Below are 25,202 nucleotides of genomic sequence, written 5' to 3'. Positions count from 1 at the left end.
GGTTTTCGTTTTCAATATAAAAGCAAGGATGTGTTATTTTAATGCTCGCAATAGAGTTAGAGAATGTCTCCAAAAGCTTTGGCGAATTCTTAGTTCTAAATAATGTGTCAGCAGGCTTTGAAGCTGAAAAGATACATGGAATTATTGGCAGAAACGGATCAGGAAAAACGGTTCTGTTCAAATGTGTTTGTGGACTAATGTATCCTGATAAAGGGAAAATTCTTATCAATGGTGAAAACTATGGGTTAAAAAAGCGCGCTCCGCAGAGTATTGGCGTCATCATTGAAAGTCCCGGCTTTCTACCACAGTATAGTGGGTATCGAAACCTGAAATTTCTGGCTGACATCAATCGCAAAGTTAGAAAAGAAGAAATTCGGGAAACTATGCGAACAGTTGGTCTTGACCCGGACGAGGGAAAGCATGTGGGGAAGTATTCCATGGGTATGCGCCAGCGTTTAGGACTAGCACAGGCGCTTATGGAAGACCCTGACATCATAATACTGGATGAACCTATGAATGGTCTGGATAAAAACGGTGTTGATGATATGAGAAAACTGCTGGATACTCTTCGCGGTAAGCACAAGACTATTCTGCTTGCAAGCCACAATGCGGAGGATATACATATACTTTGCGACACCGTTTGGGAAATGGAAAGCGGTGTTTTAACAAAGTGTTCTTCCCATACATAAAATTAAGACGATTGGGGCAAGCGTTTTTTTGAAATGTGCTGGAGTATGTGAAAAAAAGAAAACAGGTAATATAACAGTTTTTAGGCTTATCAGGTCATATTTGGTCCAGTTTAAAAAGAGTTTTGTTATAGCATGGGTTTTATTGATAGTTTCTACAGTTATCGGTTTCCTTCAGCCCCTGGTCATCCAGAGGATAACGGATGATGGTATGCAGGCCCAAAACCTGCCTGTACTGTGCCGGTCAGTGGGCCTCTTAGCGTTGCTGGTGATGCTCAATCAAGCAGTAGAGATAGCCCAGACCCGGCTCTTTGTGGACGTACATAATAAGTCGCTCTATACTATTTTTCAGCAGGTCTTTCGGAAGTTATTACGACTGAAAAAATCCTACTTTGAGGACAAGAACAACGCCGAAATCCTCAGCTGCCTGCAGATGGACGCATCCCAAGTAGCTTCCATCACAGACCGGTATACAGTGATGAGCGTCAGTTCGGTGTTCCGTGTCATCAGCGGACTGGTGGGCCTGCTCCTCATCAGCTGGAAACTGACCCTCATTGTGGTTGCTATGGTGCCAGTCAAGATACTGTTGGTACGGCGGCTGTCTCAGAAGCAGGAAAAAGTCATGGACCAGATCATGGAGAGCAGCCGGGACTTCTCCCAGTGGTTCGGCGACAACCTGGAAGGCGTGGAAGAAATCAAGCTGTGGAACTTGTTTGAGAGCCGGGACAGGGCTTTTCAGGACAAGCTGGACGGGTTGCTGAAGTGTCAAAAAGGCAGCGCCATGCTGGATGCCTGGAACACCCTCTGGGAGTCTCTGCTGGAGTGGAGCGTCACTATCCTGCTTTACCTGGTGGGAGGCCTCCTGATCTGCCAGGGCAGGCTGACGATTGGGGCGGTGTTCGCCTTTGTGTCCTACTCCTGGTATGTGACAGGGCCGGTATCAGCGTTGCTGAACTTGAAAATGTACTTTGCCCGCATTATGCCGTCGGCCAGGCGGCTGTTCCGGTTCCTGGATATGGAATCGGAGCAGGCTGGAGGAGCAGAGCGGGTAAGTGGATGCCCACCCCGATTGGAATTTAAGGATGTTACATTCTCCTATCAGGAAAACCGGCCCATCCTGCAGAGCGCGAGCTTTTATGTGGAGCCTGGGGAAAAGATTGCCATCATCGGTCAGAACGGCAGCGGGAAGTCCACAGTTCTGAACCTGCTGCTGCGGTTTTACACGCCCGATTCCGGGGAAATCATGGCGGATGGTATGCCGGTTTCCCAACTGTCTCTGAATGAATACCGCTCCCTGTTCTCGGTGGTTAGCCAGGAGCCATACCTGTTTCTAGGTGACATCGCCGGGAACATCGACCTAACTGGTCAAGCGCTGCCGGGCCAGGTAAGCGCCGCCATGGAGGCCAGCGGCGTGGCTGACTACATTGGGCGAATGCCGGAAGGTATGAAAACCCTAATCGGTCGTAATGGAGCCCGGCTGTCCGGCGGGGAAAAGCAGAAGCTGGCAGTGGCCCGGGCTTTATTGAAGGACGCGCCAATTGTGATTTTAGATGAGGCTACCTCTGGGTTCGATGTGGAGTCAGACGCCTATCTGCATGATGTGATAGTGAATCAGATGGCGGGGAAGTCGGTCATCATGATTACGCATCACTATAATAATTTGAAGGGATTGGACAGAGTCTACCGGCTGGAGGATGGCCGAATTGTCGAATGCAGTCAAAGGAATCAATCATAGAAATGAAAGTGAGGTACAATTAAAACAGACTGTTTATGGCTCAAGGAAACTTAATATGTGTGCCTGACAAAATTTTTAGATGGCCTTATGCGAAAGTATGATAGACAATGTGATTACACTTTGGAAAATAGTAGGTTTGGTTTGAAATATTGTTGAAGAGTACATATCAAAACAAGAAGGAAAGAGTCTTCTCACTACAGACAGGTCTACAGTTGGGCGTTTAAGGGGTGATTCCGATGAACTTAAAAAGTTCAAAAGGAAGCTGAGCTGCAAAAAATTTCAAGGAGGTATTAAGTCATGAAAAAAAGTGTCAGAAAGCTGGTTTGTCTTGTGATAGCCGCTGTTGTTGGCTGCATCCCTACCCTGAGCGTACAGGCGGCTGCAGTGAATGCCCATGCTGAAATGGAGGCGATCCAGGAACAAGTTTCCCAAATAACGTCTGATATATCTGAAGCAACGCCGTTGGAGAAAACTGATATTCGGGATTTGGTGAATTATCAAATCAATACCTACATTATGACAGAGCATGAGGCGGAAGGAAGAACCCTGTCGCCGGGAGAAGAAAGCGCCTGGATTCCTCTGGCCGATTTGGAAGGCAATTGCTTTGCTTATCTTGTTCCGCTTGTTGATCAGGAAACAGGGGAGATCGGCTACATCACGATGGGTGCGATTGAAGATGGATTCACCAAGTATATGCTGGCCTGGGATACGGGTCTGCTTGTTGCCTATCGTGAGCTTCTGGATTCAACACCGGAAGCTGTCCCGGTCTTTTTTCAGCCGATGCAATACGGATATTTGATTGACGGTGAAGAAGGGAAACAGATTTTCTTGATGCAGGAGGAGGGGGCTGAAGCTGTTGATATTACAGCCTCTGTCGCTGAAAACGCCGAGCAGCTTACCGCAAGCTATCAGGTGGTGCGGAGTCCTGAAAATGCAGCCAGGGTGGAGTCGTCGCTTAATATGGCGGATCAGATCCAGCAGAGCGGTTCTGCAAGGGGAGCTGCCAGGGTTGCCGTAGAAGATGTGCGGTTATCTTGTGAATGGAAAGGGACAGATAAATTTGTTCCCATAGTGGACAACAATGGTAAAACCTGGTATGGTGGAAATCAAAATTGGTATGAGGATTCAGGAAAAAGAAGCAACGGTTGTGGTCCAGTAGCAGCGAGTAATGTTTTGTATTATATGTCCAGAACAGATACCAAATACAGAAAACTATATCCCTATTCAGCGCTATCTTTTGTGAATTTCCGGGGCTTTATGAACATCGTGTATGATTACGTTAATCCCGCCCCATTTGGCGAAATATCCCTTTCAAGCTGGGCAAGCGATGTTGTCCGCTATGCATCGAATAACGGAGTTACTTTGACCTCAAATATTTGGTACTGTACCCCTCCCAAAAATCAGTGTGAGAATTTCATTAAAAACGGACTGAAATTGGATAGACCAGTCGGTTCGTTAAATTTGGCTGGACCGTTTGGAAGCGGTCAAGTGGAGGCGTGGCACTGGGTCACCATAACAAAATACTTCCAGAGTTCAGGCGATGACCGGTGGCTGGGGGTTTCAAGCATGGGGCAACGTAGAGGTCTTGACTGGGATGCATATTATGCCAATATGACGAGCAGCTTGCTTGATAGCGGTTTTGCATATTTCACCTGATTGCATTATGATATTTAGAAAAAAAGAGCTTGGTTTTAGGGAAAGGCATCAAAGGTGGGTCAGAATATGTGCCCTGATTCTAATGGCTGCTATTATCGCAACCAGTTTTTGGGGGTGTACAATGTTCCTGCCTTTAAGGCTGTCCCAGCTTCGTGAATTTGAGAAAGAAGTCCGCGAAGACTATCCCGATGCCAGTGTTTCATACGGGTACAATTATGGGGCAGGTGTAAATATCACTGTAACCGGGCCGGACTTCGATGACGAATCTGCCTTCACCATCCTAGGCTGTCTTCTGCCTGTTGTCAGCGATGAGGATTTTATAGAGGATCTCTTTGAACTATTTGAAAGAGAATCCCATGGCGATCCCAACTGGAAGGACGGAATGCGTCCTGAAATATGGCTATATCTCAGCGTAGACGGCAAAGACCGGTATCAGTTTACCGCAAGGGCCAATAAGGAGGTGTACAATTCCGGACGTTCTCCAGATTCCTACACCTGGGATGGTTACAAGACCTGGTACGGAACTGAAATCAAAGAGGATGGGTATAGGGATATTACCTCTGAGGAGGTTAAGGAAGCAATAAAGAAATTTTCGTGAGTGCCTAAAATATGTATTCAATCCACAATGACAAAAGTTCAAAAAAGCGCCGACTTCGTACCCTTCACATAAGGAAGTGAAGGGTACAAGGGCATCTCTGTATCAAATTACGATATAGTCTTCGTGGCTATGCCGTTTTTTCTTCTTTGGAACGCTTCTGTTTCAAGCGTTCCTGGAACATTTCTTCATATTCTTCAGCGGATGGGGCGTTGATAATACCGACTCCATTATAGTGAATATCAATAGGATACACTGTCTTTCCGTCTATGACCTCTTTCTTGGATACCATGATGTAGTCTATAAATTCATTGACGACGGCAGGCGTAAGTTCCTTGATTTCGGTATACCTCTTGACCTTTTCCACAAAGCCTGATACATTTGCAGTTTTGTCATCCTGCATTTCAATATCCAATTTTAATTGGGTAAGTAATTCTTTCAGCATTTTCTGTTCGGCTTCATAACTTGCCGACATTGTTGCAAAACGCTCATCGCTCAGTTTTCCCGATACATTATCTTCATAAATCCGCTGAAACAATACGTCAAGTTCAGCAATACGCTTTTCACATTTGGCTAATTCACGCCGCTTCTTGGCAATTTCTTTCCGCTGTTCTTCGCTTGATTTGTCAAGTTGCTCCTGCACAAACTGTTTTTCAAACGCCTGCACATAGAACAGCACACGCCGCAAACTTTCAAGCACTAAGGCATGGACAACCTTTTCACGAATATAATGTGCCGTACAGTTTGCAGTATTCTTGCGGTAGTTAGAACAGAAAAAGTATGCCTGCTCTCGGCTGTAATTGTTCGTCACGCTATAATACAGTTTTTCCCCGCAGTCGGCACAATAGAGTAATCCTGAAAAAATGCTGACTTCGCCTGTACGGTTTGGTCTGCGCTTGTGGCTTCTAAGCTCCTGTACAAGTTCCCATGTTTCGCTGTCAATAATGGCTTCATGGGTATTTTCAAATACTTTCCATTCCTCTTTCGGTCTGTGAATCTTGGTCTTATCTTTAAAAGAGCGTGTCGTAGAACGGAAATTAACCGTATGTCCGCAGTATTCAAGCCGTTCCAGAATATCCGCAACTGTCCTTGCCGCCCATTTATGTGGAACAGCAGGAAGTACAGATGTCTTTCGCCCTTGTGCCTGCCAATGCTCTGTTGGCGTTGAAATACCCTCCGAAAAAAGGATATTTGCTATCTGCGTCGGTCCGTATCCCTCAACGCATAGGCGAAATATTTTGCGTACAACCTCTGCGGCTTCTTCGTCAATCAACCAATGGGCAGGATTGGCTTCGTTCTTCTTGTAACCGTAGGGGATAACCGTTGTAAGAGGTTTCCCCGACATGCCTTTGTTCTGGAATACCGCCCGTACTTTCTTTGAAGTATTCTTGGCATGCATCTCATTGAACCAGTCCTGCACAGGGAGAAAATCACTCAATCCGTCCTTTGTGTCAATATTGTCCATAATGGCAATATAGCGGATGCCCAGACGGACAAAATCTTCTTCCAATAGCTGACCGACAACAAGGCGGTTTCTGCCAAGCCTTGAATGGTCTTTGACAATAATCGTTCCAATTTCTCCCGCCTCGGCAAGCTCCATCAGTTCCATAAAAGACGGTCTTGTGAAGCTGACACCAGAATATCCGTCATCTACGAAAAATTGGGGATTCTGAAATCCGTTATCCTTTGCGTACTTGCTGACAATTGATTTTTGATTAGTAATGCTGTTGCTCTCCCCTTGCAGCATATCGTCACGGCTAAGCCTGCAATAGAGGGCAGTAATTTTTTCTGACTGTCTGTTCAAAATAAACTCCTTTCCGACAGTCGGATATGATGTTTGTAGTGATGCTATTCTACCATATCTGCCGTCTTACTTCAACGCTTTAAAGTGCGAATTAAAAAATATTTTCATACCTCTGTACCTAATATCCGATTAACTTTGGTTATCATATCTTCCCTTTGTTCTTTATTGAAGTGAGAACAGACAACATAATAAATACCATCTATCTCCTTTACAAAATCCAAATCTTTTGGTTTTGAAATTTGCCCAAAGAAAGAAAGGCGTTTCTCTTTCGGCAAATCAGCAAGCATATCGTAAATGTTGTTGATTGCTTCTCGAATAGCGGTATCTTCGGTAAATTGCTCCTTTGTTCTTTTGTCTATATAGTTGTCCATATGCAATAATCCTCCCATGAAGAATAGAGTGAGAAAAAATATCCCTCACCCTATAGTCCTTGAAAAAGTTAAAATTTGCCCTCTATTGCTTAAAATCTTTTAGCTTTTTCCGTAGATGCTGCATCCTTGCATAGATAGCCCCTGCGGTTAAATGCACAAGTGGGGCAATCTCCTTTGTGGAATAGCCCTGCATTTTCAGCAGGACGATTTGTAATGTGCGTCTGTCCACCGTGATTAAGGCAAGGTACAGATTTTCGCTTTCAATCTCGTCCAGTAAATCAGAAACAGACCTTACTTCCGCCTGCTTCTCCCTGTCTGCTATACCCTCAAGGTATTCTCCGAAATCGCTCGCCCATCGGTAAAACCGCCTGTTGGAATTAAAATCTGCCCTGTCATCTGTGCGGATTTGCTCAATGACCGCGTCATCAATGCCACACTCACGTAAAATCTTTTCTTCGGCTTCTTTCCAGATGCGCCATTTTCTCTCTTCTCGTCCGTGGTTGTATGTCATCTTTATTTCCTCCAATCAAAACTGATTGAGAGGGCAGGCAAAAGCCCCCTCATTTTCCCAAAGGAAAAAACAAGGGGGCTGAACGCCTTAAATTTAAACCTCCATTATCTTTCTCAGTTTCGCAAGGATTTTAGTTTTGCGTTTATTGACAACGCTCTGTGTTATGCCTAACCGCACTCCAACTTCCCGCTCAGGAAGTTCTTCAAAGAAGATTGCTTTTACCAATGCCTGCTTACCATCCGACAATAAGGGCAGGGCGGCTTTCAGCCTGTCCACCATTACCGCATGGACAACGATTTCCGCAACGTCCACCGCTTCATCAACAATGAAATCAAGCACATTCCCCTCACTGTCCGTAAATCCCTCCAATGAAAGCAACTTGTGGTTCGCGTCCAGTTTTTTCAGATAACGCCAACGTTCTTTATCCCGATAAAAATCTGTGTACTGTTCTCGCACAACCTCAAGCAAACAACCCTGCACGGGGATAAATAGCTTGTCCATGTAACTTTGGTCGGTTTGCCTGCGGCGGCAGAAATCTTGATAGGACAATTCCGCATAACCGTCGCTTTCCTTGATATATACCCTTCTTGGTGCATACTTCACCATAAATACCTCCAATCTGAATTTTTGAAAATATAAAATCCAGATGGAAAGGGCGGAGAGCGACAATGAACACAACAGCAACATACAGTCCTATGGCACATTCCGATAAAAAACGACAAAAGAAAAACCGCAAAGGCTCTGTGACCTCTACGGTTATAGGTGATACTAATTCTGTTAAATGGAAATTCTACTTCTGGTTTCATGGCGAGAAGTAGCGTTGTATGGGCAGGAATTTTTTTAACTGGCTTTCTGCCATTCCCCAATATACTATGTATGGATAAACTCTGCGTTGTGTGAGCAAATAGATTACTGCCCGAAAAAAGAACATAAAAAATCCCTCCAAACTCAAACAGGTCTGGAGGGTTAAACTATTTTCATTTGGGCGTGAAGATACAGCCCACCAAAACGCTGTTTTTTTATTTGATGGACTTTAACTTCAACTGTAAGCCTTATCCCAAAGACTTCAAATTATTTCTATATTCCTGCATCTCCCTTTCGTCTGTGTTATCTAAAACAAATTGCAGTTCGTTCGTTACCTCTTCACGGTCATAGGGAAGATACGCCGTTACTGGCGTGAAATTAGATACCGTGTTCGCAAACAAGTGTGTGCGTATATTTAGGTTATTGATTAAAATTTGCAATTCACGGATACGCTCTTTTTCCTCGGCAGGTACAAACAAGCCCTGCTGTGCCATCTGGTAAAGCTCTGTGTCTGGAAAAAGCGTGAGAGAGTCCACGGAAATAAAATACGGATTAAGCTGACTGAACAGCTCTGAACTATTCCTTGCATTTTGGTATCCGCCGCCTTTTCCCGCAAGCCCTGTCATATAAACAAAGTAGTATTCAATGCCTGCTTCGTCCAATTTCCTGCATTGCTCCAGAATATCCGCCGAGGTATATCCTTTATTGGCAAGGGAAAGCGTTTCGTCATCGCCGCTTTCCACGCCGATGCTCAGTCCGTTAATGCCCATCGCTCTCAATTTCCTAAGCTGCCATACCTCTTTGTTTTTAATATCACGGATGCTCGCAAACATAGCCATTGTCTGACACTTAATCAGATAATCCCTTACCGTCAATGCCCGCAATTTAAGATTTTCATAGCTCATTGCGAACGGGTTAGCTCCCGTCCAGAAAATTCTTCGGGCGTTTGGCTGATAACTTTTTATCTCTGCTAAATCTTCCTCAAATTCCTCAATAGGCGACATTCGGAAACACTCGTTTTTATACAGGCTACAAAACTTGCATTTATTGTAGGTGCAGCCAGAGGTAGCCTGTATGATGACCGAATTAGCTTCATACGGTGGTCGCCAAGTTCTGCCTGTAAAGTGCATGATTGCTCCTCCTTTCACTTACAGATGATGAACGCTCTTTCTATACCTCTGTAATTCTTCTTCGCTGACATTTCCTATGATTTCATCAAGAAACGCCAACAACTTATTCTTGTCTTTCGGCAGTTGCCCATGAAACTGATACGCATTGGAAGCTCCCATTGCCGCAAAGATGGTAGGTATCTGCAAATTTTCAATGAGCGTCCGTACCTCTTTGTATTTTTCAAGTTCGCCCTCCTCTTGCCAGTTCCCACGCTGTATTTCTGCAAAAAGTTCAGAATCGGGATAAATCGTAAGCATATTTGCCCCGATAAGCGTAGGATGTATCTGATTGCATAGTTCAGCCGTCAATTTTGCTCCGATTTCTCCACGCCCCGCCCCAGAAATGCTTACCAAGTAAAAGAAACTGTAATGAATGCCTGCTGCATCTAATCTCTGGCATTGTTCTATAATGTCCGCCGAGGTATATCCCTTGTTCATAAACCGCAGGGCTTTGTCATCGCCTGTTTCTATTCCTATTGTCAGACCGTCATATCCCATAGCCCGCAGTTTGGCAAGTTCCTCATCGGTTTTAGGGGTAACATCTGTAATCCTCGCAAACGAGCCGATAGACTTTACGGATGGGAGAAACTTGTGGATTAGCTCTGCAATGGCAGTTAATTTGTCATAAGACAAAACAAAGGGGTTAGCTCCCGTCAAAAACACTCGGTCAATACGCCCGCTGTTCCAACCTTTCGTTGCTCTTTTAACCTCCCGTAAATCACTCTCAATATCCTCCAGAGGGGACATTCTGAATTTGAACGGCAAGTCATTATATAAGGTACAAAACTTGCATTTATGATGCGTACAGCCTGCCGTTACTTCCAACAAAATTGATGCCGCTTCATACGGCGGTCGCCAAATCGTTCCTGTGTAGTGCATAAACATATCTCCTTTTCCGTGGGTTTATACTAATTATACTTGTGTACGATGATTTTACAAGTACTGTACTTTTTTGTAGTACCTATTTTATAATGGTACATTGATTTTTCAGAAAAGGTGTGTTATACTGTCTTTGAAAGGAGTGGCAGGAATGAAAAAAAGTACATTGGCTGTTGAACGCTGCAAAACAGTTTCTACCATACAAAAAATCTTGGGCGGTAAATGGAAAATTGAAATTATCTATTACATCGCCTTTCGGGATATACACCGCTTTGGAGAGCTTCGCAGGCATATCGGTGACATTACGGAATCAAGCCTAACAAAGCAGCTTCGGGAACTGGAAGCGGACGGCTTCATTACTCGTTATGACTATAAAGAAGTACCTCCCCGTGTGGAGTATAACCTTACTGACTTAGGCAAAAGTTTCATTCCCGTTTTTGAACACATGAAACAATGGGGAGATGAAAACCTCAGCGAGTAAATAACGCACATTATCTGGCAGGCACATAAATAGTTAGGAAGTAATACTTATGGCAACAAATAGCATACGCTACATATATAATTCTAATATGGGCATGGAATTGATTTTCTGTGAAAATTCAACAATATCCTATCCCACTCATAACCATGTTTCCGTGCTTACAATCGGCATTGTGTTAGATGGCTCTATTGTGCTTACTGCGAATAATAATGTAAAGGTTTATGAAAAAAATCAGACCTTTATCATCTGCCCATATATGCCGCATAGCATTTCAACACATAGCAGCTATACTTTGCTAAGTTTATGTATTGATAAAAATATTGCCGCACACTATTCCGCCGATAAAATAAGGCATAACATAATGGCTCTGTTAATGAATGCTTTAAATACAGAAAGAATCAATCAGTACCAGATATTACAATTATTGGACTGCTTAAACTCGTTTGCCGCCTATACAGATTGGCACTCTGAAAGCCAAAATCCATTTATCAATAACCTAAAAAAGCAGTTGGAATTATACCCCGAAGCCAAAGTCAGTATTGAAGAAATGGCTCAAAACGCATTTATCAGTAAATACCATTTCATCCGAAGTTTTAAGGCAGAAGTGGGACTTACACCGCATCAGTTTCAACTTCAAAACCGCATTCGCAAGGCACAACGATTGATGCACAATGCTGAAACAATAACAGAAGTGGCTTTGACCACAGGTTTTTGCGACCAAAGCCACTTCATAAAACAATTTGAAAAGCAGGTAGGCTTACCACCGCTAACTTATAAATTATCTTCCCAAACAATCTTAAAGGATACCTCTATACCATTTGGCAATATTGAGGAAATTAAAACTGGGAAATGAGTTAGCACAATGCAGGCATAAATTTTGCAAACAGATAAAGACCATCTTCTCCTGCAATGACTTCATGCGGTACTCCGATAGGAAAAATGGAAATTACGCCTGCTTCATAGGGCAGCTTCGCTCCATTGTTCACACAGATGCCTGCACCAGAAATAACTTCATGTGTTTCTAATTGCTTTTCGTGGATATGATTGCCAATCTTTTTATTAGGGGCTATTCTCACAAGATGGAAGCTGAACTGTCCATCTGTCTTTTCGGATGTGATAATATGTTTTAATTCCACACCCTCGAAAGTTGGATGTTTCGACCATGAAATAGCGTCAAAGGCTACCGTAGCATTTGGTAAAAGTAACTTTCCTCCCTCATTGAATTTTTCAAACAGATTTTTATAATCCATTCTCAGCACTTCCTTTCAAATTTTATTGACAGTGTTCCTGCCTGCAAATATCATATCAATAAGCACAAAATTTGAATTGTAAAAAATTGCGGAATAAAAACAGAGCCAGTAAGCAGTGAGTGATACCCACTTACTATTAGCTCTGCATCCTTTTTATGGGGTATTAGGGGCAAATGTCCCTAACAAGCGAATTTGGATAACCAAATTCAGTGCTTGGTAAGACATATCACTTCAAAATATTACTTAAATATCAACAGTCCTTTTGATAATTTTTTATCCCATCAATGCAAATATTTTTCTTGTTTTCAAATACTATAGCAACACTATAACGTGCCCTTGTAATTGCAACATAGAGCTTTGAACGACTTGATGCCGCTAATTCTTTTGAATGATTTTGAATCCATTCTAACATAGGTTTCGTAGGATAAATTACTGTTCTATCAAAAGATAATCCTTTTGCTTCCCCAAAATTCATTACACGATAGTTGTTATTAACTTTCACATTTACCTTATCTCTTAACTGCATAGGGTCATATTTATCTAAATATTCAGCTAATTCTGATGGTTCAATAAAGAATACTCCATCATGTCCTGTAGTTCCTTTTTCAACAAAATTACAAGGGGGATATTCTGGATATATACTGTTTGCAAAGTCACATATCCGTTTTTCGTTTCTATAAGTAGTATTTAAGGAAGTTTTATCAATTTGAATATCTATTTTTTTACATTGTTCAAGAATAAATTGTTCAATCTTTCCATCACTATATTTTCCATACTTTGTTTCCTCATGTGTATGATATGTAACTTGCCTTGGGTCACCGACCATTATTAAATTTGAATCTGATTGCAAAAGCAAACGTACTATTTCAAGGTCAAATCCAGCTAAATCTTGAACCTCATCTATGAATATATTGGGATAAATTCTGCTTAATCTATCAATTATTAATCCATTTACTGCATCGTTTGCCTTGCAAACAAACTTCGATATTTTATCGGAATATATCATCATTCCTTTACTAAAGTAGTGGTTTCTTGGGTCAGATTCTGGATAGTAAACTGGAAATTTACCCCTATATTTCAAACCTGATTTTTGATTAACTAATAACAATCCTTTTATATTTTCTTCCAATATTACACTCTGATAAGGCTTAACCCCATGCTGCAAAAGAAGCGAAAACCATGTTTGAATATAAATATTTTCTGGTATAGAACCATTAATCTCAATAAATTTCTTTCTAATTTCAGCCTCATTTGCTTCAGTAAAAGTTGTAATTAGAACTCTTTTGTTTGTTGTTTTTAAAGCTTCTTTTATTAGAAAGGTGGTTTTTCCTGAACCTGCAGCAGCAATAACTAATTTATTCATTATCACTAATTGCCTCCATAATATAATTTGGAAAAACAATAGTCTCAGATGTATTAAATATTGCCATAGCACATTCCGTTTTATTATGCTTCATGTATTTTCGCAAATCATCTTCATTTGCATATTGTGTTCCGAATATCAAATTAAACAAATTTAAACTATTTGCTTTTAGTAATTTGGGTTCCAACGTGTTGTAATTATAATTTTTTTCTCCAATTTTAAGTGTTCCAGTGTCAACAGTTTCATCGTAGCAAATATTAATATTAGGTTGTTTGTTATCCCCCAAATAGTCGCTGTATTTGGTTTTTAATGCGTTAGGGTCTCCATCATTATCAGTTACTACCGAAACTTTCTTATTTAAAATTGAAGCCAATTCTAAAAATCTCAAGAATGAAGTTCCTACAGAAATAACGTCTATTCCGTCTTGTATAGGTAATCTGCCATTATTGTTACACATGTATGCTTTTTGTACCACCAACTCGTCCGAATCACCTTCAACAAGGATTGCTTTCTTACACAAAATTAATCTTAGAGTATCATATCCTGCTATTCTTTTGAAGAATTCTGCTGAATCCAATTTTGCAATTCTAACTATATTATGGTTATCTAACAATAACAAATTTTCAAGCCCCAACTTGTTTGCTACAAAGCTACTATGAGTAGATATGATAATTTGTTTATTGCCATATTTACTCTCTATTGATGAAATTAATTGATTTAACTTAGAAAAGGATAAATGACTTTCGGGTTCTTCTAATAAAATTATACTTGCGTTTTGTACTTGCTTATGTGTTAAGGCTAATTCGGTTTTCATAACACATTGTGCCCCTTTTCCAACATACCCAAAAGGTATATTATTTAACTGGGTTACAAGGCTATTTTCCCATGCATTCTTTGTTCCTAAATCCACTGATAACGAAACTTCACCATCTATAATTGAAGATTCTTTACTAATTCTATCGTTAATTGCTTGAATTGAAGGGTCTTCCATAAATTCATCTCGCATATTCCTATGTGCTTGGGCAACAGATGTTACTTCTTCTGGGGAAAGTAAATCTTTAACTATACGCGAAATATAAACATCTGACCCGTTTTGATAACGATAATTTGAAGAATCTATCATTGCTGACTTAATAGGAATACTTCTTATCGTTATTGCTTGTCGTGCGAAAGATATCCATGAAACATCATAATATTCAATAGGTAAGCTTGACAATTTTTTTAATGCTATGAGTTTAGCATATTCATCATTATATTTATCGTTATAAAAAATTCTAAATTGAAGTCCTTCAACTTTATTTAACCGCTCAGTATTATTGTTTCCTTCAAACTCTGGACATAATGACCCCTCAAAAAATATTTCAATTAGGATTTCTGGTGGAGATAATGGGGTTCCTCTATTCACTGATTCTATATATTCTGCAATCACTTCCCTATTAAAAAGGTATTGTGACAATTCATTGCGAATATTACGACCACCATACATACCTGTTAATGCCAAATGTATGGCTTCTAAAATAGTTGATTTTCCAGTTTCATTATTTCCAACTAAAATATTTAAACCTTTATTAAGTTTTAATTCAAATATTCCTTTGTAGCTCTTAAAATTACAAATTTTTATTCTGTCTATTGCCATATTTCACAACTCCTTATATTTTCTATTTGTTTGTTTAGAAGCTATATATTGAGATTATATCATATGGAAACCTTAATTTTCCACCATAGATTGAAAAGGATAGCGGTATCAGCTTTTGCCAATACCGCTCCTCAAACTAGTTATAAGTCACTTCATTTAAAACAATTTCTTCTACTTGTTGTCTAATGCAATTCATCTTCCTTGTCCACTCAATGGGATTATCTTCTTTTAATTGTTCGGTGATTTCTTGCTCTTGTTTCATTTGTTCCACAATCCGAGAAAATCTTTCGCAGGCTTGATTATCAATCTCAGACAGATATTCATTGAGAACACCGTTTGTAAGCAAATTAATATAAGTCAGTTTGAGGTACTCTTGTAAGTATCTCAAATGCTGTTGTCCATAAATACCAATATCATTTTCTTCGCTCTTAGGAAGTGTAAGATTTGGAATTAAATAATCACTTTCATTATGGTATGTACCGCCGAATTGTTCGAACAATGATTTCATTGTAGTTGTCCTCCATTAATATATTTATTTTCCTACAAATTCATCATATCCAACCGTCATTGCAAATACTTATAAACGCCGCAAGGGACACTTCCTTATGTGAAGTGTCCCTTTCCGGCGCTTTTTTCTTTTTTACGCACATCCCCAATTAAGTCCCTCTTTGGTTATGCCCGCACATAGGGTGTAATGCTGATTCATCCTTTATGCGGTTGTAGCATTTAGGGCTGATGTAGCCCCGCCGCAATCAGCTCCTCCCACTCAGGAATCAGCACATTTATCATGGGTTTGTCATAGGAAACCCGATACCGCTTTTTCGTAATGAGCCCTTGATTCATCATCTCAGCCAGCGCCATCTCCACCCGTTCCTTGGGCACATTATTTTTCCGGGAAACTCTTGACACAAGGCTCTGAAAGGTTGCAAATGGCTTATCATGATTCAAGGCGATACGGTTGAAATCCGCTGCAATGTATCGAAAACATGCCAGCAGATTGGAGTCCTGCTCCGGTATCTCAAAGGTTTCGCTGGCCGTGTCCCGCAGCGCACGGCTAATCGTAGTCCGTATGCCATAGAGCTCTACGCGCTTGCCAAGGTCCTGGACCAGATACCGTACCACTGGCTGGAAATGTCCATCACCAGTAAACAGCACAAAGGTCTGGGGTGAATGTTTCTGAACCGCAGTGCGGTAGAGCGCGTCCAGGATGATGACATCTGACATATCCTTCATATAAGCGCTGCCGTTATTACAGTCCGTTTCGATGATGTCATTGCTGACTTCCCGGATGCGTACTACCTCCTCCGCCAGATTCCGATTAAGGAAGTTGCCAAAAAATCGGAGGCTGTCTACCTGATACCGTTCCCGGAGCTGCTCACTCCATCCCTTCAAGTCCGGCACGGTAGAGCTCCTTCATGGAGACGTACCAGTATTCGTAATCCACAAAGACCGCAGCCCGATTTTTACCCCTGCGCCAAAACATGACCATCCCCCCTTTCCCCATTATACACATTTTTTCGACTTCTGTAAAGGTTAAGTGAGGACTTGCGGCGAATCCCATACGGTACTGCGGCTATTTTGTTCAAACACTATATTTTTTTATAAAAATCAGCTTCCGGACGTTTCTTTTTCATTTGACCAAATCAGCTTCCGGCAAATTTCCAGAAATTACCCCTTGAAAAGGAACGTGCGTTCTGCTAAGATGATTATAGCAAGAAAATACGTTCGGCAAAAAGAGGTGATGAAAATGCAGCAGTATATTGCCTGTGACCTTAAAAGCTACTACAGCTCCGTAGAATGTGTAGACCGTGGCCTGGACCCGCTGACCACAAATCTGGTGGTGGCAGACGAGGTCCGGGGGGATGGGACGATCTGTCTGGCTGTGTCCCCCTCCCTAAAAGCCTACAAAATCTCTGGCCGGGCCAGGCTGTTTGAAGTCAAGCAGCGCCTGCGGGAGATCAAGAATCTGACCGGCAAGGAGATTGACTTCATCATTGCCACGCCCCGGATGCAGCGCTATTTAGACGTGTCCGCCGAGATTTACGGCATCTATCTCAAGTATGTGTCCCCAACTGACATTCATGTGTATTCGGTGGACGAGGTGTTCATCGACGCAACCCCCTACCTCTCCTACTACAACATGACCGCTCACCAACTAGCCATGACCATGGTGCGGGACATCCTAAAGAACATAGGGATTACCGCCACGGCTGGCATTGGCACCAACCTGTATCTGGCGAAGGTCGCCATGGACATCGTTGCCAAGCATATCCCCGCCGACAAAGACGGAGTCCGCATTGCCGAACTGAACGAACACAGTTATCGGGAAAAGCTGTGGGCACATGAGCCGTTGACTGACTTCTGGATGGTTGGCGGGGGCATTTCCAAACGGTTGGCAAAGTGGGGCATCCATACAATGGGCGACATCGCCCGGTTAAGCCTGACCAACGAGGATGTGTTTTTTCGGGAGTTCGGTGTGGATGCAGAGATGCTTGTGGACCATGCTTGGGGCCTTGAACCGACGCGGATGGAGCACATAAAGAACTACCAACCGGCAACAAAATCTTTTAATGAGGGCCAAGTGCTCAGATGCGGCTATGACTATGAAAAAACCCGGATTGTTATCCGGGAGATGACAGAGCAGCTTGTGAAACGGCTGGTGGACAGCGGCATGATAGCCGATGGGCTGACCATGTTTATCAGCTACGATTGGCACGAAACCGCTGACGGAGCCTACTCCGGCCCCACAGTTATCAATCACTATGGCAAGACTGCGCCGCAACCCGTCCACGGCACCATCAAGCTGGGAGCGCCCACCGCCTGTCCCAGCCGGATTCTAAGCGCAAGCATGGAGCTGTTTGAGCGGCTCATGGATAAACGCCTGTGCTCCAAGCACCTGGGGGTGAGCGCCATCCGGCTCTCCAAAGCCTCGGAGGTTGCGCCGCAGTTAGGATTCTTCCTTGACTTGAGCAGCGAAAAGAAAGAGATAGCCCTGGTGCAGGCAACCCTGGGTCTGGAAAAGCGGTATGGGAAAGGCGCGGTTTTTAAGGGGTACAGCCTTATGGAAGGGGCCACAGCCCTGGAACGCAGCCGCCAGATTGGCGGGCATCGTGCATAGGAGGCGAACAGAATGAACGACTACACGGACATCATCAATATGGAGAGACCCCCCTCCTCCCACCCGAAAATGGACTTGGGCAACCGGGCCAAACTCTTCAGCAGTTTTGACGCACTGCGGGGATTTGATTTAGCCCTGCTCGCCAAGCAGGTGGAGCGGCAGCTCACTGTCAGGGCCAGTCTTTTGGACGACGCCCAGGAGCTGCTGGACCGCAAGCTGCATATGGTGCAGCCTGGGGCAAAGGTTTCCATCACCTATTTCCGTATGGAGAAGATGATAGGTGACACAGAGGTAGGGACTTATATCACCGAAACCGGTACGGTAGAGGCAATCGATTTGCAGGAAAAGGCTATTGTCCTCTCCGCTGCCTATATCCCCTGTTCGGACATCATCGGATTGGAGGGGGATGATATTCCAGAATGTGCCGGTGAAGTGGAGGTGAACCCCTATGATGGGTCAGACTAGACGCAAGCAGTATGTGGAGGTGAATGTGGACCACAAAATTGACGGCAGCATAGAACCGCAGAAGATAACCCTCTGCGGCGGGCAGACCTTCCCCGTAGACAAAGTGAAGAAAGTGATGAAAGTGGCAATCCTCTCTGAGTTCCCAACAACTAGCCGCTACACGGTGGTGGTGAAAGGCAAAGAGACTTTCCTATATGAAGATGGCGGGAAATGGTTTGTGGAAATGAAAACCTAGCCGGATTACTCCTGTATGGCCTCAATCATGGATTCCAGAAGATTCAGTATAAACCGCTGTTTTTCTGGGGGCAGCGCGGCAATTTTGCTCTGCAGTAAGTTGGCCTTTTGAGGGACGGCAGCATCAAGATTGTCCATCAGAGCGAAGTCGGAGGATGCCCCCAAAGCATTCAGAATTTTTACCGCTGTTAGGAGCTTGGGAACTCTAATCCCGCTTTCAACGGCAGTCAGATATGCTGTTGAAATACCTGCCTCCTGTGCCACAAACTTCCTGCTGACGCCGTGGGCCTCTCGGAACTGGCGGACCCGCTCTCCAAACCGGGAGGCATCGAAACCCCTGGACCTTTGGCAAGGGATGGCAGAATCCTGGAAAGAACGGCCCAGGAGAAAATCCACCGAAACGCCAAAGGTATCTGCCAGCAAAATCAGTGTGTTCATATCAGGGCTGACTCCCTCACGTTCATAGGAATAGAGCTTTCTTACTGTCATATCGTTTCCCAGTATTTCTGCCAACCGTTTTCTGCTCCACTTCCGGCTTTCCCGGAGCATTTCCAGATTCGTCAAGTTCGTCCCCCCTATTGTTCTTATTTGCAGTATAACGGATTTTGGGGTAACCTTCAAATTACAAATTTTGTACTTATCTATTGAAAGTTTACGAAATATGTGCTATAGTATACACGGAATCTTATACCTCACGCATTTTCTCTATTTGTTCCAGCAATGTGAGCGCTGCCCGGCTGAACTCCGGATTGCCCAGTTGCTGGATACGCATAGCGACTTTGAGGTTATCCTCACTGACCGGAACACGGATGTTTGTACGTCCCAGCAGAAAATCTATGGAAACGGCAAAATAATCCGCCATCTGAATCAGGGTATCATAGCCAGCCTCATGGGTCCCAGACTCATATTGCTGGTATGTTGACTGTGGTATGCCTAAGTCAAGAGCCAAGTCCATCTGGGTCATATTCCGCTCTATCCGCAGCCGTTTTAAGTTTTCCAGCATCAAAATCACCACCATAACTATTTGCTCTAATTGTACAGATAAATACTCGCACAATCAAACTTGTTTTGAGATATTTTGTTATAAAAAAACCCAATTCGGGGCAAAGTGGGTGATATTAGATGACAGCGGCAGAAACGATGGGCATGGAACTGGCTTATCAAATCCAAAAGCGCCTGTATGAAAGCAGCTTAACAGCAGAAGTTTTCGCGAAACAGTGCGGTGTGCCAGAAGAACTTGTGGCACAGGCGATGGAGGAAGAATCCATCCCAATCGAAGCAGTGCATAAAATCTGTGATACACTTGGCATTTCTGTAGATTCTCTGCGGAGGATGCCCGTGTCTGGAAATTTTGTCGAATTACAGCGGCTTGTGTTGGATATAATTCAATCCGGGCGTTCGTGTTCATATCAGACAGCAGCGGAAGACATCCTAAGTGAGATGGAAGACGTGCCGCCGTTTGAGCAAAACCGCAATTTCCGTTGGCTGAAACAGACCATTGAGCATCCTGAGATGTATGCACTCTCAAAAGCGCAGAAAGAAAGACGCTGGCATAAACAGAGTTTACGGAAACTATTTCAAAAACGCTCTCTGGTATCTTCCGTATGCCTGACCAGGAAGATCAGCAAGAGACAAAGAGACAAACTAGAACAGCTAATCGAGGATTCCAAGAAAAAATGACCGTGACCATCCATTCCATATTCAACAGTATTCTGTGGGGCGGGCTGATGGCCCTGGGCCTGTCCGTTCTGAGCCGAAGCAGATGGTTTCTCTGCCGGTTTGGGGTGACCCCGCTGGTGGTGCTCACTGCCGCGGCGCTAGCCCGCTGCTGCCTGCCAGTAGAGCTGCAGGTCACCAAGGAAGTCGGCGCAGCCACATTGAACCGCCTGCATAGACTGATAGATAGAGCTGCCGGTTCGCCCACACCGGAACCCTGGTTCTTTGAAGTCTGGCTGGCCGGAACCGTGATGGGGCTGGCCCTGTGGCTTCCGAGATATGCTTTCCGGCTTTGGGCGGCGAGAAACATTCCTACTACAGACGATAACCGAATACAGCGGTTTTGTCAGAAGTACGGCATATCTGGCTTGCGGGTGGCTTTCACCCCAAGGGTTTTCACGCCTTGCGTTATTGGATTTTGGCGAGAGACAATTTTACTGCCTGATACCAGCTACACCCATAAGCAGCTTGATTATATCCTCCGGCATGAATATGCCCATGTCAGGCACCATGATGGCCTGCTGGATTTCGCCTTGTGTCTTCTCTGTGTACTATTTTGGTGGAACCCCAGTGTTCTGATTTGCCGTGCGGTAGCTGTCAGGCTGTGCGACCATCGGTGCGACACAGAGGCCCTGCAATCGGCCAGCCCCAGCGCCAAACGGTATTATTGCCGGACTCTGCTGGAATTTGCCAGCCGGTATCCCAGCCCGACCCGCCAGTTCGCGTCGGCGTCCCTAAAAAGCCGCTTTTACCTTATACTATATAGAAAAGGTAAAAATAGAATGTCCAATATCCTTGTGATGATTATAATAGCATTGTTCCTATTAGGAGTCAGCTATCTATTTCTTTTACAGCCCGCCTACCAGCCGGAAGAACAGGAGTATCAAACTTACGCAGTGGAGGAAGCTATTGTCACGCTGAACTATGATGGTAGCTACACAATCCATACAGAAGACGAAGAATACATTATCTCTGCATCTGAAATAGCAGCGATGGACCGGGAACTATTCCCCGTTCAAAATAAAGAAGGAGGCACCTTACAATGAAAAGAACAAAAAAACTTGCTGCATTCCTTTTTTCTGCGATGATTGCAGTTGCCGCGCTGGGGAATACAGCACAGGCGGCTGAAACGTCTCCGCTTGCAGCGCAAAACAGTGTGGAGGACATCCAGCCCCATGCGGATGTAATCGTTACCAAGTACCGGGCCTATGAAGGAAAATTCCAGAAACGCCGGTGGAACGAAACCCGTGGTTATTGGGTTGACCCCTACTGGATTACCATAGGAACGCAGGTGTGATTGCTCCTAAGCGGCAATAAGTAAACGAAGAGGCGGAAGTGCGACCAAATAAAGAGGGGACCACTTCCGCCCTATTTTATACAAAGAAGAGGTGAACAAAGTTGACGTTAATCCGTTCGCGATTTAAGAATACCGGAACATATTTGATAGAGTTGAAAAAGATGCTGCGAGTAGTTCGGACAACTTGCGGTTTTTCCCAAGATGACATAGCTGCCGCATTGCACATACACAGAGCCACTTATACTAACTATGAAATAGGCAAAACATGTCCAGATGTCCAAACTTTAGTAGCTCTAAGCGCGATTTTTCAAATACCCCCGGAATCATTCCTGCATCCAGAGGAATTCACTGATCTCAGAACGACCCGGCAAAGAGTCCGCCATATGCCTACTGTGGACCCCCAAAAAGTTGGTGATCTGAGTGAAGAAGAAAAGCAGATGATTGCAGCCCATAGGCTGAAAACAAACTTCCCAACCAAGGCCCCCGACAAGATTACAAACAGCATAGAGGGTGCGCTGAAACAATTCAGCATCAAGAAAACCTACAAGGGTTATCCATTTTTGGTGAACGCCATCCGTGAGGCTGTGATTGATTTGCCGGAACGCTTGACTACGCTTGAAATATGTGAACGGGTTTCAGCTAACAAAAAAGCCGATCCTGCAGTGGTAGGCCGGGAGCTGACACGTATGGTCAGCAATATTTGGAGGTTTACTGAGAACCCGACGGTCTACAGCCGCATAGTAAAACATGAGGTTGTAGAAAAGCCTATGCCGGTGGAATTTATCTATGCTTTGGCGGATTACCTGACCAGACAGAAATGCTAGAAACAATCAAGATACCCATGAATAAGATGAGTAATACCCATACAGATCTTCGGGGGCCGCGCTTATGATTATCAATAAAGCAACAGGGAAAGGCTGTTCCCAGAGCATACTATCGAAAACAATTACTAGAAAGCTAGTAGCAGAGGGTATTGCAGGCAAATCCATTTTCAGCAAAGGCTGTTATTTGTACCAAGTAACTGGCCACGGAGAAAACGACATGTATGTGATGTTGAAGGGGTACAATAAACCGTCAGATGAACCCTTATGGACTCCCTCATTTATAGAAAAGGGAATTTGGGGGCGAGCGGTCAGCAAATTCCCGACCTTTGGGAAATTGGATCAAAATGTAGAAAAGTACCTCCTTCCAGAAATGGACGAATACATACAAAGCATTTCAGACGAAGAATTAGCTGCTATAACAAGAGATTTTTTGATTGAACAGGGCGTGCTCAATACACCGGTCGCTCAACATAAAGGAAATACCTACTATTTCAATGAAAATGAAGTTTTCTCGCTTGATAAGGGCTCAAAGCTGTTTCCAGATGAAAAACGGATGAAATTCAGTATATTCACGATTAAAGGAGAAACCTGTTTTAATAATAATCTCTGGCGCAAGGCTGTTTCCCGGTTTGAAGTTGGCACAACCTTAACAGAGTGCGTCAGAATTTTCATGGCGACAGAGTTGGTACACCACGTCCGGCGGGAGCCATCCCCTGTTGAGCGGTTGGTGCAGTATATCTCGCCTCCTGTTTATGAGCGTTTTCCAGAAAACAAAAATGAATCTACCTTTGACCGTATTCGCCTGACTGTGGGCCTTCCCACATACCAGTACGGCTCATGGGAAGCTCTGCAAAATGAAGTGAAGAAGTACAAGCCCGAGATTTACCGGCTTGTTATCCAAAAATTGAAAAAGGATCGCCAGTTCAAGAGGTTTGGCGTACCGATTAACTTCCTTAAACTAAGCAATGTTACACTGCTGCATGATTTTTCATTAGAGTTTATTTTTGAGTTGAAAGGGCAGGAGGAAATGTCCTGACATTTGTGACAGTATACACACTACTTGATTTCCTGCTCCAAATCATCAAAGAGCGGATTATCAAAAAATTCCCGCACACTGATTCCCAGACCGTCACAAATCTTCTGAATGGACACAATGCCAGGATTCTGACTTTTTTTGTTTAGCATACTGTAGATGGTGGATGGAGGGATACCGCTTTGATTTGCGAGAGCATTTACAGCAATATCCCGCTCTAAGCATAGATATTGAATTCTTCTCGCAACCGCATCTTTTGCGTTCATTTCTCCACCCTCCTCTCCTTGCTTACTATTTTACGCAAATTTGGGATAAATCGCGTGGGATATATCCCAAAAGCAAAAAGTGTGCTATAATATGAAAGATATATCCCATACAAGGAGGAGAATAAAAAATGCGGGAGCGGACTAGTTGCTTCACGGGCCACAGGCAGATACCAGAAAAAGATTATGCTGTGATAGAAGAAAAGTTGGAACAGACCATAGTAAAGCTGTATAATAACGGCATTATTCGTTACTGCGCCGGGGGTGCTCTTGGTTTCGATACCCTTGCGGCCGAAACCGTGCTGCGCCTGCGCGATACCTACTCAGAACTGCGGCTAATCCTGGTTCTGCCTTGTAAAGATCAAACGAGGGGCTGGAAAGCGAAAGACGTTGATAAATACGAAAAAATCCGGCAAAGAGCCGACGAGACCGTTTACACCAGCGAGATCTACGCCACTGGCTGTATGCACAAGCGGAACCGCCACCTTGTAGACTGCAGCTCTGTATGCGTCTGTTATCAGACCCAGTTCAGAGGCGGGACAGCATACACAGTCAACTATGCGCGAACCCATGGGCTTGCCATTATCAACATGGCCTAAGAAAGGGGGATACTGCATGAAACGTTTCCTTACATTCACCCAGCGGAAAATACTAAAGGACTATTGGAGGGAGCAAACTCCATTCACCTTGGGCGACTTGATTGAAAAGAAAATTCTGCATTTCCCAGCTTTAGGCAGGCTGACACTGCGCCTTATGGAATCCAAAGGCCAGGTATTGGCTTACGATAGAAGGGATGGGGAAGCGCTATATATAGGCACAACAGATTCAGCAGATGAATGGGCAAAAATCTGGAGAAAGGATTCCAATCCGGCAGCTATGGACGAGTGCTTTGGAGGAAGTCTGCGTGGGATGAATAAGTATGAAAAGGAAGAGCAGCTTGCCAAATTGGATGAAATCATACTGGAATACGCGCAAAGAAAGGACAACCGCGAAACTAAGGATTGTGCTATAATGGCAAGGGGGAGAATCATCCCCTTATATCCAACGAGGAAGTGAGGACTTGTGATATGGCTGAGTTTATCACAATACAAATTGTGTTGAACTGGACGATGTCTTTAATCACGACTCTACCTCTCAGTTAAACAAAACAAGTAGAAAATCATATGGAAACGAGTTAAACACAATTAAATCCAGAAAGGCCCCGCCCATGGAAGCCCTTGAAAAACTCCGATTTTGTGTTATGATACTATAAAAGAGATGACGGGCATGCAAGGGAACACGACTGTGGGCCGGGGATTGACTCGGCGGATAT

The 25,202-nt window shown here is 43.8% G+C and carries 30 protein-coding genes and 1 pseudogene; 17 read left to right on the top strand and 14 right to left on the bottom strand.

Going from position 1 to position 25,202, the window contains the following annotated elements:
• The first annotated feature begins 41 nt into the window (after positions 1-41).
• The 4 genes from D5270_RS03660 (at position 42) to D5270_RS03645 (ending at position 4,675) form a co-directional block, all read left to right on the top strand.
• Positions 42-689 carry an ABC transporter ATP-binding protein gene (locus tag D5270_RS03660; RefSeq protein ID WP_166542822.1) on the top strand — a complete coding sequence of 216 codons (648 nt, stop codon included), beginning with the start codon at positions 42-44 and terminating at the stop codon, positions 687-689.
• 28 nt (positions 690-717) lie between these two features.
• Positions 718-2,421 (top strand): ABC transporter ATP-binding protein, encoded by a 1,704-nt coding sequence (locus D5270_RS03655; RefSeq protein ID WP_330587365.1) that lies wholly within the window; start codon positions 718-720, stop codon positions 2,419-2,421.
• 297 nt (positions 2,422-2,718) lie between these two features.
• The gene (locus D5270_RS03650; protein ID WP_166542820.1) at positions 2,719-4,077 is read left to right on the top strand and encodes a hypothetical protein; all 1,359 of its coding nucleotides are present in this window, start codon (positions 2,719-2,721) and stop codon (positions 4,075-4,077) included.
• A gap of 7 nt (positions 4,078-4,084) precedes the next feature.
• Positions 4,085-4,675 (top strand): hypothetical protein, encoded by a 591-nt coding sequence (locus D5270_RS03645; RefSeq protein ID WP_166542819.1) that lies wholly within the window; start codon positions 4,085-4,087, stop codon positions 4,673-4,675.
• Positions 4,676-4,802: 127 nt separating this feature from the next.
• Here D5270_RS03645 and D5270_RS03640 read toward each other — a convergent pair whose 3' ends face one another.
• From D5270_RS03640 to D5270_RS03610, 6 genes are all read right to left on the bottom strand, one after another.
• The gene (locus D5270_RS03640; RefSeq protein WP_166542818.1) at positions 4,803-6,476 is read right to left on the bottom strand and encodes a recombinase family protein; all 1,674 of its coding nucleotides are present in this window, start codon (positions 6,474-6,476) and stop codon (positions 4,803-4,805) included.
• 104 nt (positions 6,477-6,580) lie between these two features.
• The gene (locus tag D5270_RS03635) at positions 6,581-6,847 is read right to left on the bottom strand and encodes a hypothetical protein (protein WP_166542817.1); all 267 of its coding nucleotides are present in this window, start codon (positions 6,845-6,847) and stop codon (positions 6,581-6,583) included.
• An 82-nt stretch (positions 6,848-6,929) separates the two neighbouring features.
• Positions 6,930-7,358 carry a sigma-70 family RNA polymerase sigma factor gene (locus D5270_RS03630; protein WP_166542816.1) on the bottom strand — a complete coding sequence of 143 codons (429 nt, stop codon included), beginning with the start codon at positions 7,356-7,358 and terminating at the stop codon, positions 6,930-6,932.
• A gap of 93 nt (positions 7,359-7,451) precedes the next feature.
• The gene (locus D5270_RS03625) at positions 7,452-7,964 is read right to left on the bottom strand and encodes a sigma-70 family RNA polymerase sigma factor (RefSeq protein ID WP_166542815.1); all 513 of its coding nucleotides are present in this window, start codon (positions 7,962-7,964) and stop codon (positions 7,452-7,454) included.
• Positions 7,965-8,410: 446 nt separating this feature from the next.
• A complete protein-coding gene (locus D5270_RS03615; RefSeq protein ID WP_166542813.1) occupies positions 8,411-9,292 on the bottom strand; it encodes a radical SAM protein in 882 nt (293 codons plus the stop codon).
• Positions 9,293-9,310: 18 nt separating this feature from the next.
• Positions 9,311-10,210: a B12-binding domain-containing radical SAM protein gene (locus tag D5270_RS03610; protein WP_166542812.1), complete on the bottom strand. Its 900-nt coding sequence runs from the start codon at positions 10,208-10,210 to the stop codon at positions 9,311-9,313.
• 151 nt (positions 10,211-10,361) lie between these two features.
• Between D5270_RS03610 and D5270_RS03605 the strand changes: the two genes are divergently transcribed.
• Positions 10,362-10,691, top strand: coding sequence for a winged helix-turn-helix transcriptional regulator (locus tag D5270_RS03605; RefSeq protein ID WP_160582897.1), 330 nt, complete (start codon positions 10,362-10,364; stop codon positions 10,689-10,691).
• A gap of 49 nt (positions 10,692-10,740) precedes the next feature.
• On the top strand, positions 10,741-11,544 hold the full coding sequence (locus tag D5270_RS03600; protein WP_166542811.1) for a helix-turn-helix domain-containing protein: 804 nt from the start codon (positions 10,741-10,743) through the stop codon (positions 11,542-11,544).
• Position 11,545: 1 nt separating this feature from the next.
• Here the strand turns inward: D5270_RS03600 and D5270_RS03595 are convergent, their stop codons facing one another.
• From D5270_RS03595 to D5270_RS03575, 5 genes are all read right to left on the bottom strand, one after another.
• Complete coding sequence (locus D5270_RS03595) at positions 11,546-11,941, bottom strand: cupin domain-containing protein (RefSeq protein ID WP_166542810.1); 396 nt, start codon at positions 11,939-11,941, stop codon at positions 11,546-11,548.
• Positions 11,942-12,191: 250 nt separating this feature from the next.
• Positions 12,192-13,304, bottom strand: coding sequence for a UvrD-helicase domain-containing protein (locus tag D5270_RS03590; RefSeq protein ID WP_207709289.1), 1,113 nt, complete (start codon positions 13,302-13,304; stop codon positions 12,192-12,194).
• Positions 13,297-14,940, bottom strand: a complete 1,644-nt coding sequence (locus D5270_RS03585; protein ID WP_166542809.1) for an ATP-dependent nuclease — start codon at positions 14,938-14,940, stop codon at positions 13,297-13,299. Before D5270_RS03585 ends, D5270_RS03590 begins: the two co-directional genes overlap by 8 nt.
• 136 nt (positions 14,941-15,076) lie before the next feature.
• A complete protein-coding gene (locus D5270_RS03580) occupies positions 15,077-15,448 on the bottom strand; it encodes a TnpV protein (protein WP_166542808.1) in 372 nt (123 codons plus the stop codon).
• A gap of 218 nt (positions 15,449-15,666) precedes the next feature.
• The gene (locus D5270_RS03575; RefSeq protein ID WP_166542807.1) at positions 15,667-16,341 is read right to left on the bottom strand and encodes an NYN domain-containing protein; all 675 of its coding nucleotides are present in this window, start codon (positions 16,339-16,341) and stop codon (positions 15,667-15,669) included.
• 340 nt (positions 16,342-16,681) lie between these two features.
• Between D5270_RS03575 and D5270_RS03570 the strand changes: the two genes are divergently transcribed.
• From D5270_RS03570 to D5270_RS03560, 3 genes are read left to right on the top strand one after another with little or no spacing between them, the layout of a single operon-like run.
• On the top strand, positions 16,682-18,058 hold the full coding sequence (locus D5270_RS03570; RefSeq protein ID WP_166542806.1) for a Y-family DNA polymerase: 1,377 nt from the start codon (positions 16,682-16,684) through the stop codon (positions 18,056-18,058).
• A 12-nt stretch (positions 18,059-18,070) separates the two neighbouring features.
• Complete coding sequence (locus D5270_RS03565; protein ID WP_166542805.1) at positions 18,071-18,523, top strand: YolD-like family protein; 453 nt, start codon at positions 18,071-18,073, stop codon at positions 18,521-18,523.
• On the top strand, positions 18,507-18,758 hold the full coding sequence (locus tag D5270_RS03560; RefSeq protein WP_166542804.1) for a hypothetical protein: 252 nt from the start codon (positions 18,507-18,509) through the stop codon (positions 18,756-18,758). Before D5270_RS03565 ends, D5270_RS03560 begins: the two co-directional genes overlap by 17 nt.
• A 5-nt stretch (positions 18,759-18,763) precedes the next feature.
• Here the strand turns inward: D5270_RS03560 and D5270_RS03555 are convergent, their stop codons facing one another.
• Positions 18,764-19,321, bottom strand: coding sequence for a helix-turn-helix domain-containing protein (locus D5270_RS03555; RefSeq protein ID WP_166542803.1), 558 nt, complete (start codon positions 19,319-19,321; stop codon positions 18,764-18,766).
• Between the two features lie 121 nt (positions 19,322-19,442).
• Positions 19,443-19,760: a helix-turn-helix domain-containing protein gene (locus D5270_RS03550; RefSeq protein WP_207709288.1), complete on the bottom strand. Its 318-nt coding sequence runs from the start codon at positions 19,758-19,760 to the stop codon at positions 19,443-19,445.
• Between the two features lie 119 nt (positions 19,761-19,879).
• Here D5270_RS03550 and D5270_RS03545 point away from each other — a divergent pair, with 119 nt between their 5' ends.
• The 6 genes and pseudogenes from D5270_RS03545 (at position 19,880) to D5270_RS03525 (ending at position 23,630) form a co-directional block, all read left to right on the top strand.
• Positions 19,880-20,437, top strand: a complete 558-nt coding sequence (locus D5270_RS03545; RefSeq protein ID WP_166542802.1) for a hypothetical protein — start codon at positions 19,880-19,882, stop codon at positions 20,435-20,437.
• Entirely contained in the window at positions 20,434-21,519 is a 1,086-nt protein-coding gene (locus D5270_RS03540) for a M56 family metallopeptidase (protein WP_166542801.1), read from the top strand. The genes D5270_RS03545 and D5270_RS03540 overlap by 4 nt, the downstream gene beginning before the upstream one ends.
• Positions 21,516-21,770, top strand: a complete 255-nt coding sequence (locus D5270_RS03535; protein ID WP_166542800.1) for a hypothetical protein — start codon at positions 21,516-21,518, stop codon at positions 21,768-21,770. The genes D5270_RS03540 and D5270_RS03535 overlap by 4 nt, the downstream gene beginning before the upstream one ends.
• A gap of 161 nt (positions 21,771-21,931) precedes the next feature.
• Positions 21,932-22,081, top strand: a pseudogene (locus D5270_RS17225) (helix-turn-helix domain-containing protein); the annotation flags it as partial.
• A gap of 72 nt (positions 22,082-22,153) precedes the next feature.
• Positions 22,154-22,594, top strand: coding sequence for a sporulation initiation factor Spo0A C-terminal domain-containing protein (locus D5270_RS16695; protein WP_243150123.1), 441 nt, complete (start codon positions 22,154-22,156; stop codon positions 22,592-22,594).
• A gap of 64 nt (positions 22,595-22,658) precedes the next feature.
• Positions 22,659-23,630 carry a hypothetical protein gene (locus tag D5270_RS03525; protein ID WP_166542798.1) on the top strand — a complete coding sequence of 324 codons (972 nt, stop codon included), beginning with the start codon at positions 22,659-22,661 and terminating at the stop codon, positions 23,628-23,630.
• 20 nt (positions 23,631-23,650) lie between these two features.
• On the opposite strand, the gene D5270_RS03520 is transcribed toward D5270_RS03525, so the two are convergent.
• Positions 23,651-23,893 carry a helix-turn-helix domain-containing protein gene (locus D5270_RS03520; protein WP_166542797.1) on the bottom strand — a complete coding sequence of 81 codons (243 nt, stop codon included), beginning with the start codon at positions 23,891-23,893 and terminating at the stop codon, positions 23,651-23,653.
• Positions 23,894-24,021: 128 nt separating this feature from the next.
• On the opposite strand from D5270_RS03520, the gene D5270_RS03515 reads away from it, so the two are divergent.
• Positions 24,022-24,489, top strand: coding sequence for an SLOG family protein (locus tag D5270_RS03515; RefSeq protein WP_166542796.1), 468 nt, complete (start codon positions 24,022-24,024; stop codon positions 24,487-24,489).
• A gap of 16 nt (positions 24,490-24,505) precedes the next feature.
• On the top strand, positions 24,506-24,946 hold the full coding sequence (locus D5270_RS03510) for a hypothetical protein (RefSeq protein ID WP_166542795.1): 441 nt from the start codon (positions 24,506-24,508) through the stop codon (positions 24,944-24,946).
• The last annotated feature ends 256 nt before the right edge of the window (positions 24,947-25,202 follow it).

This window comes from Acutalibacter sp. 1XD8-36 (assembly GCF_009917525.1).
Classification (GTDB): Bacteria; Bacillota; Clostridia; order Oscillospirales; family Acutalibacteraceae; genus Acutalibacter.
This window is presented reverse-complemented; position numbering and strand designations above follow the sequence as displayed.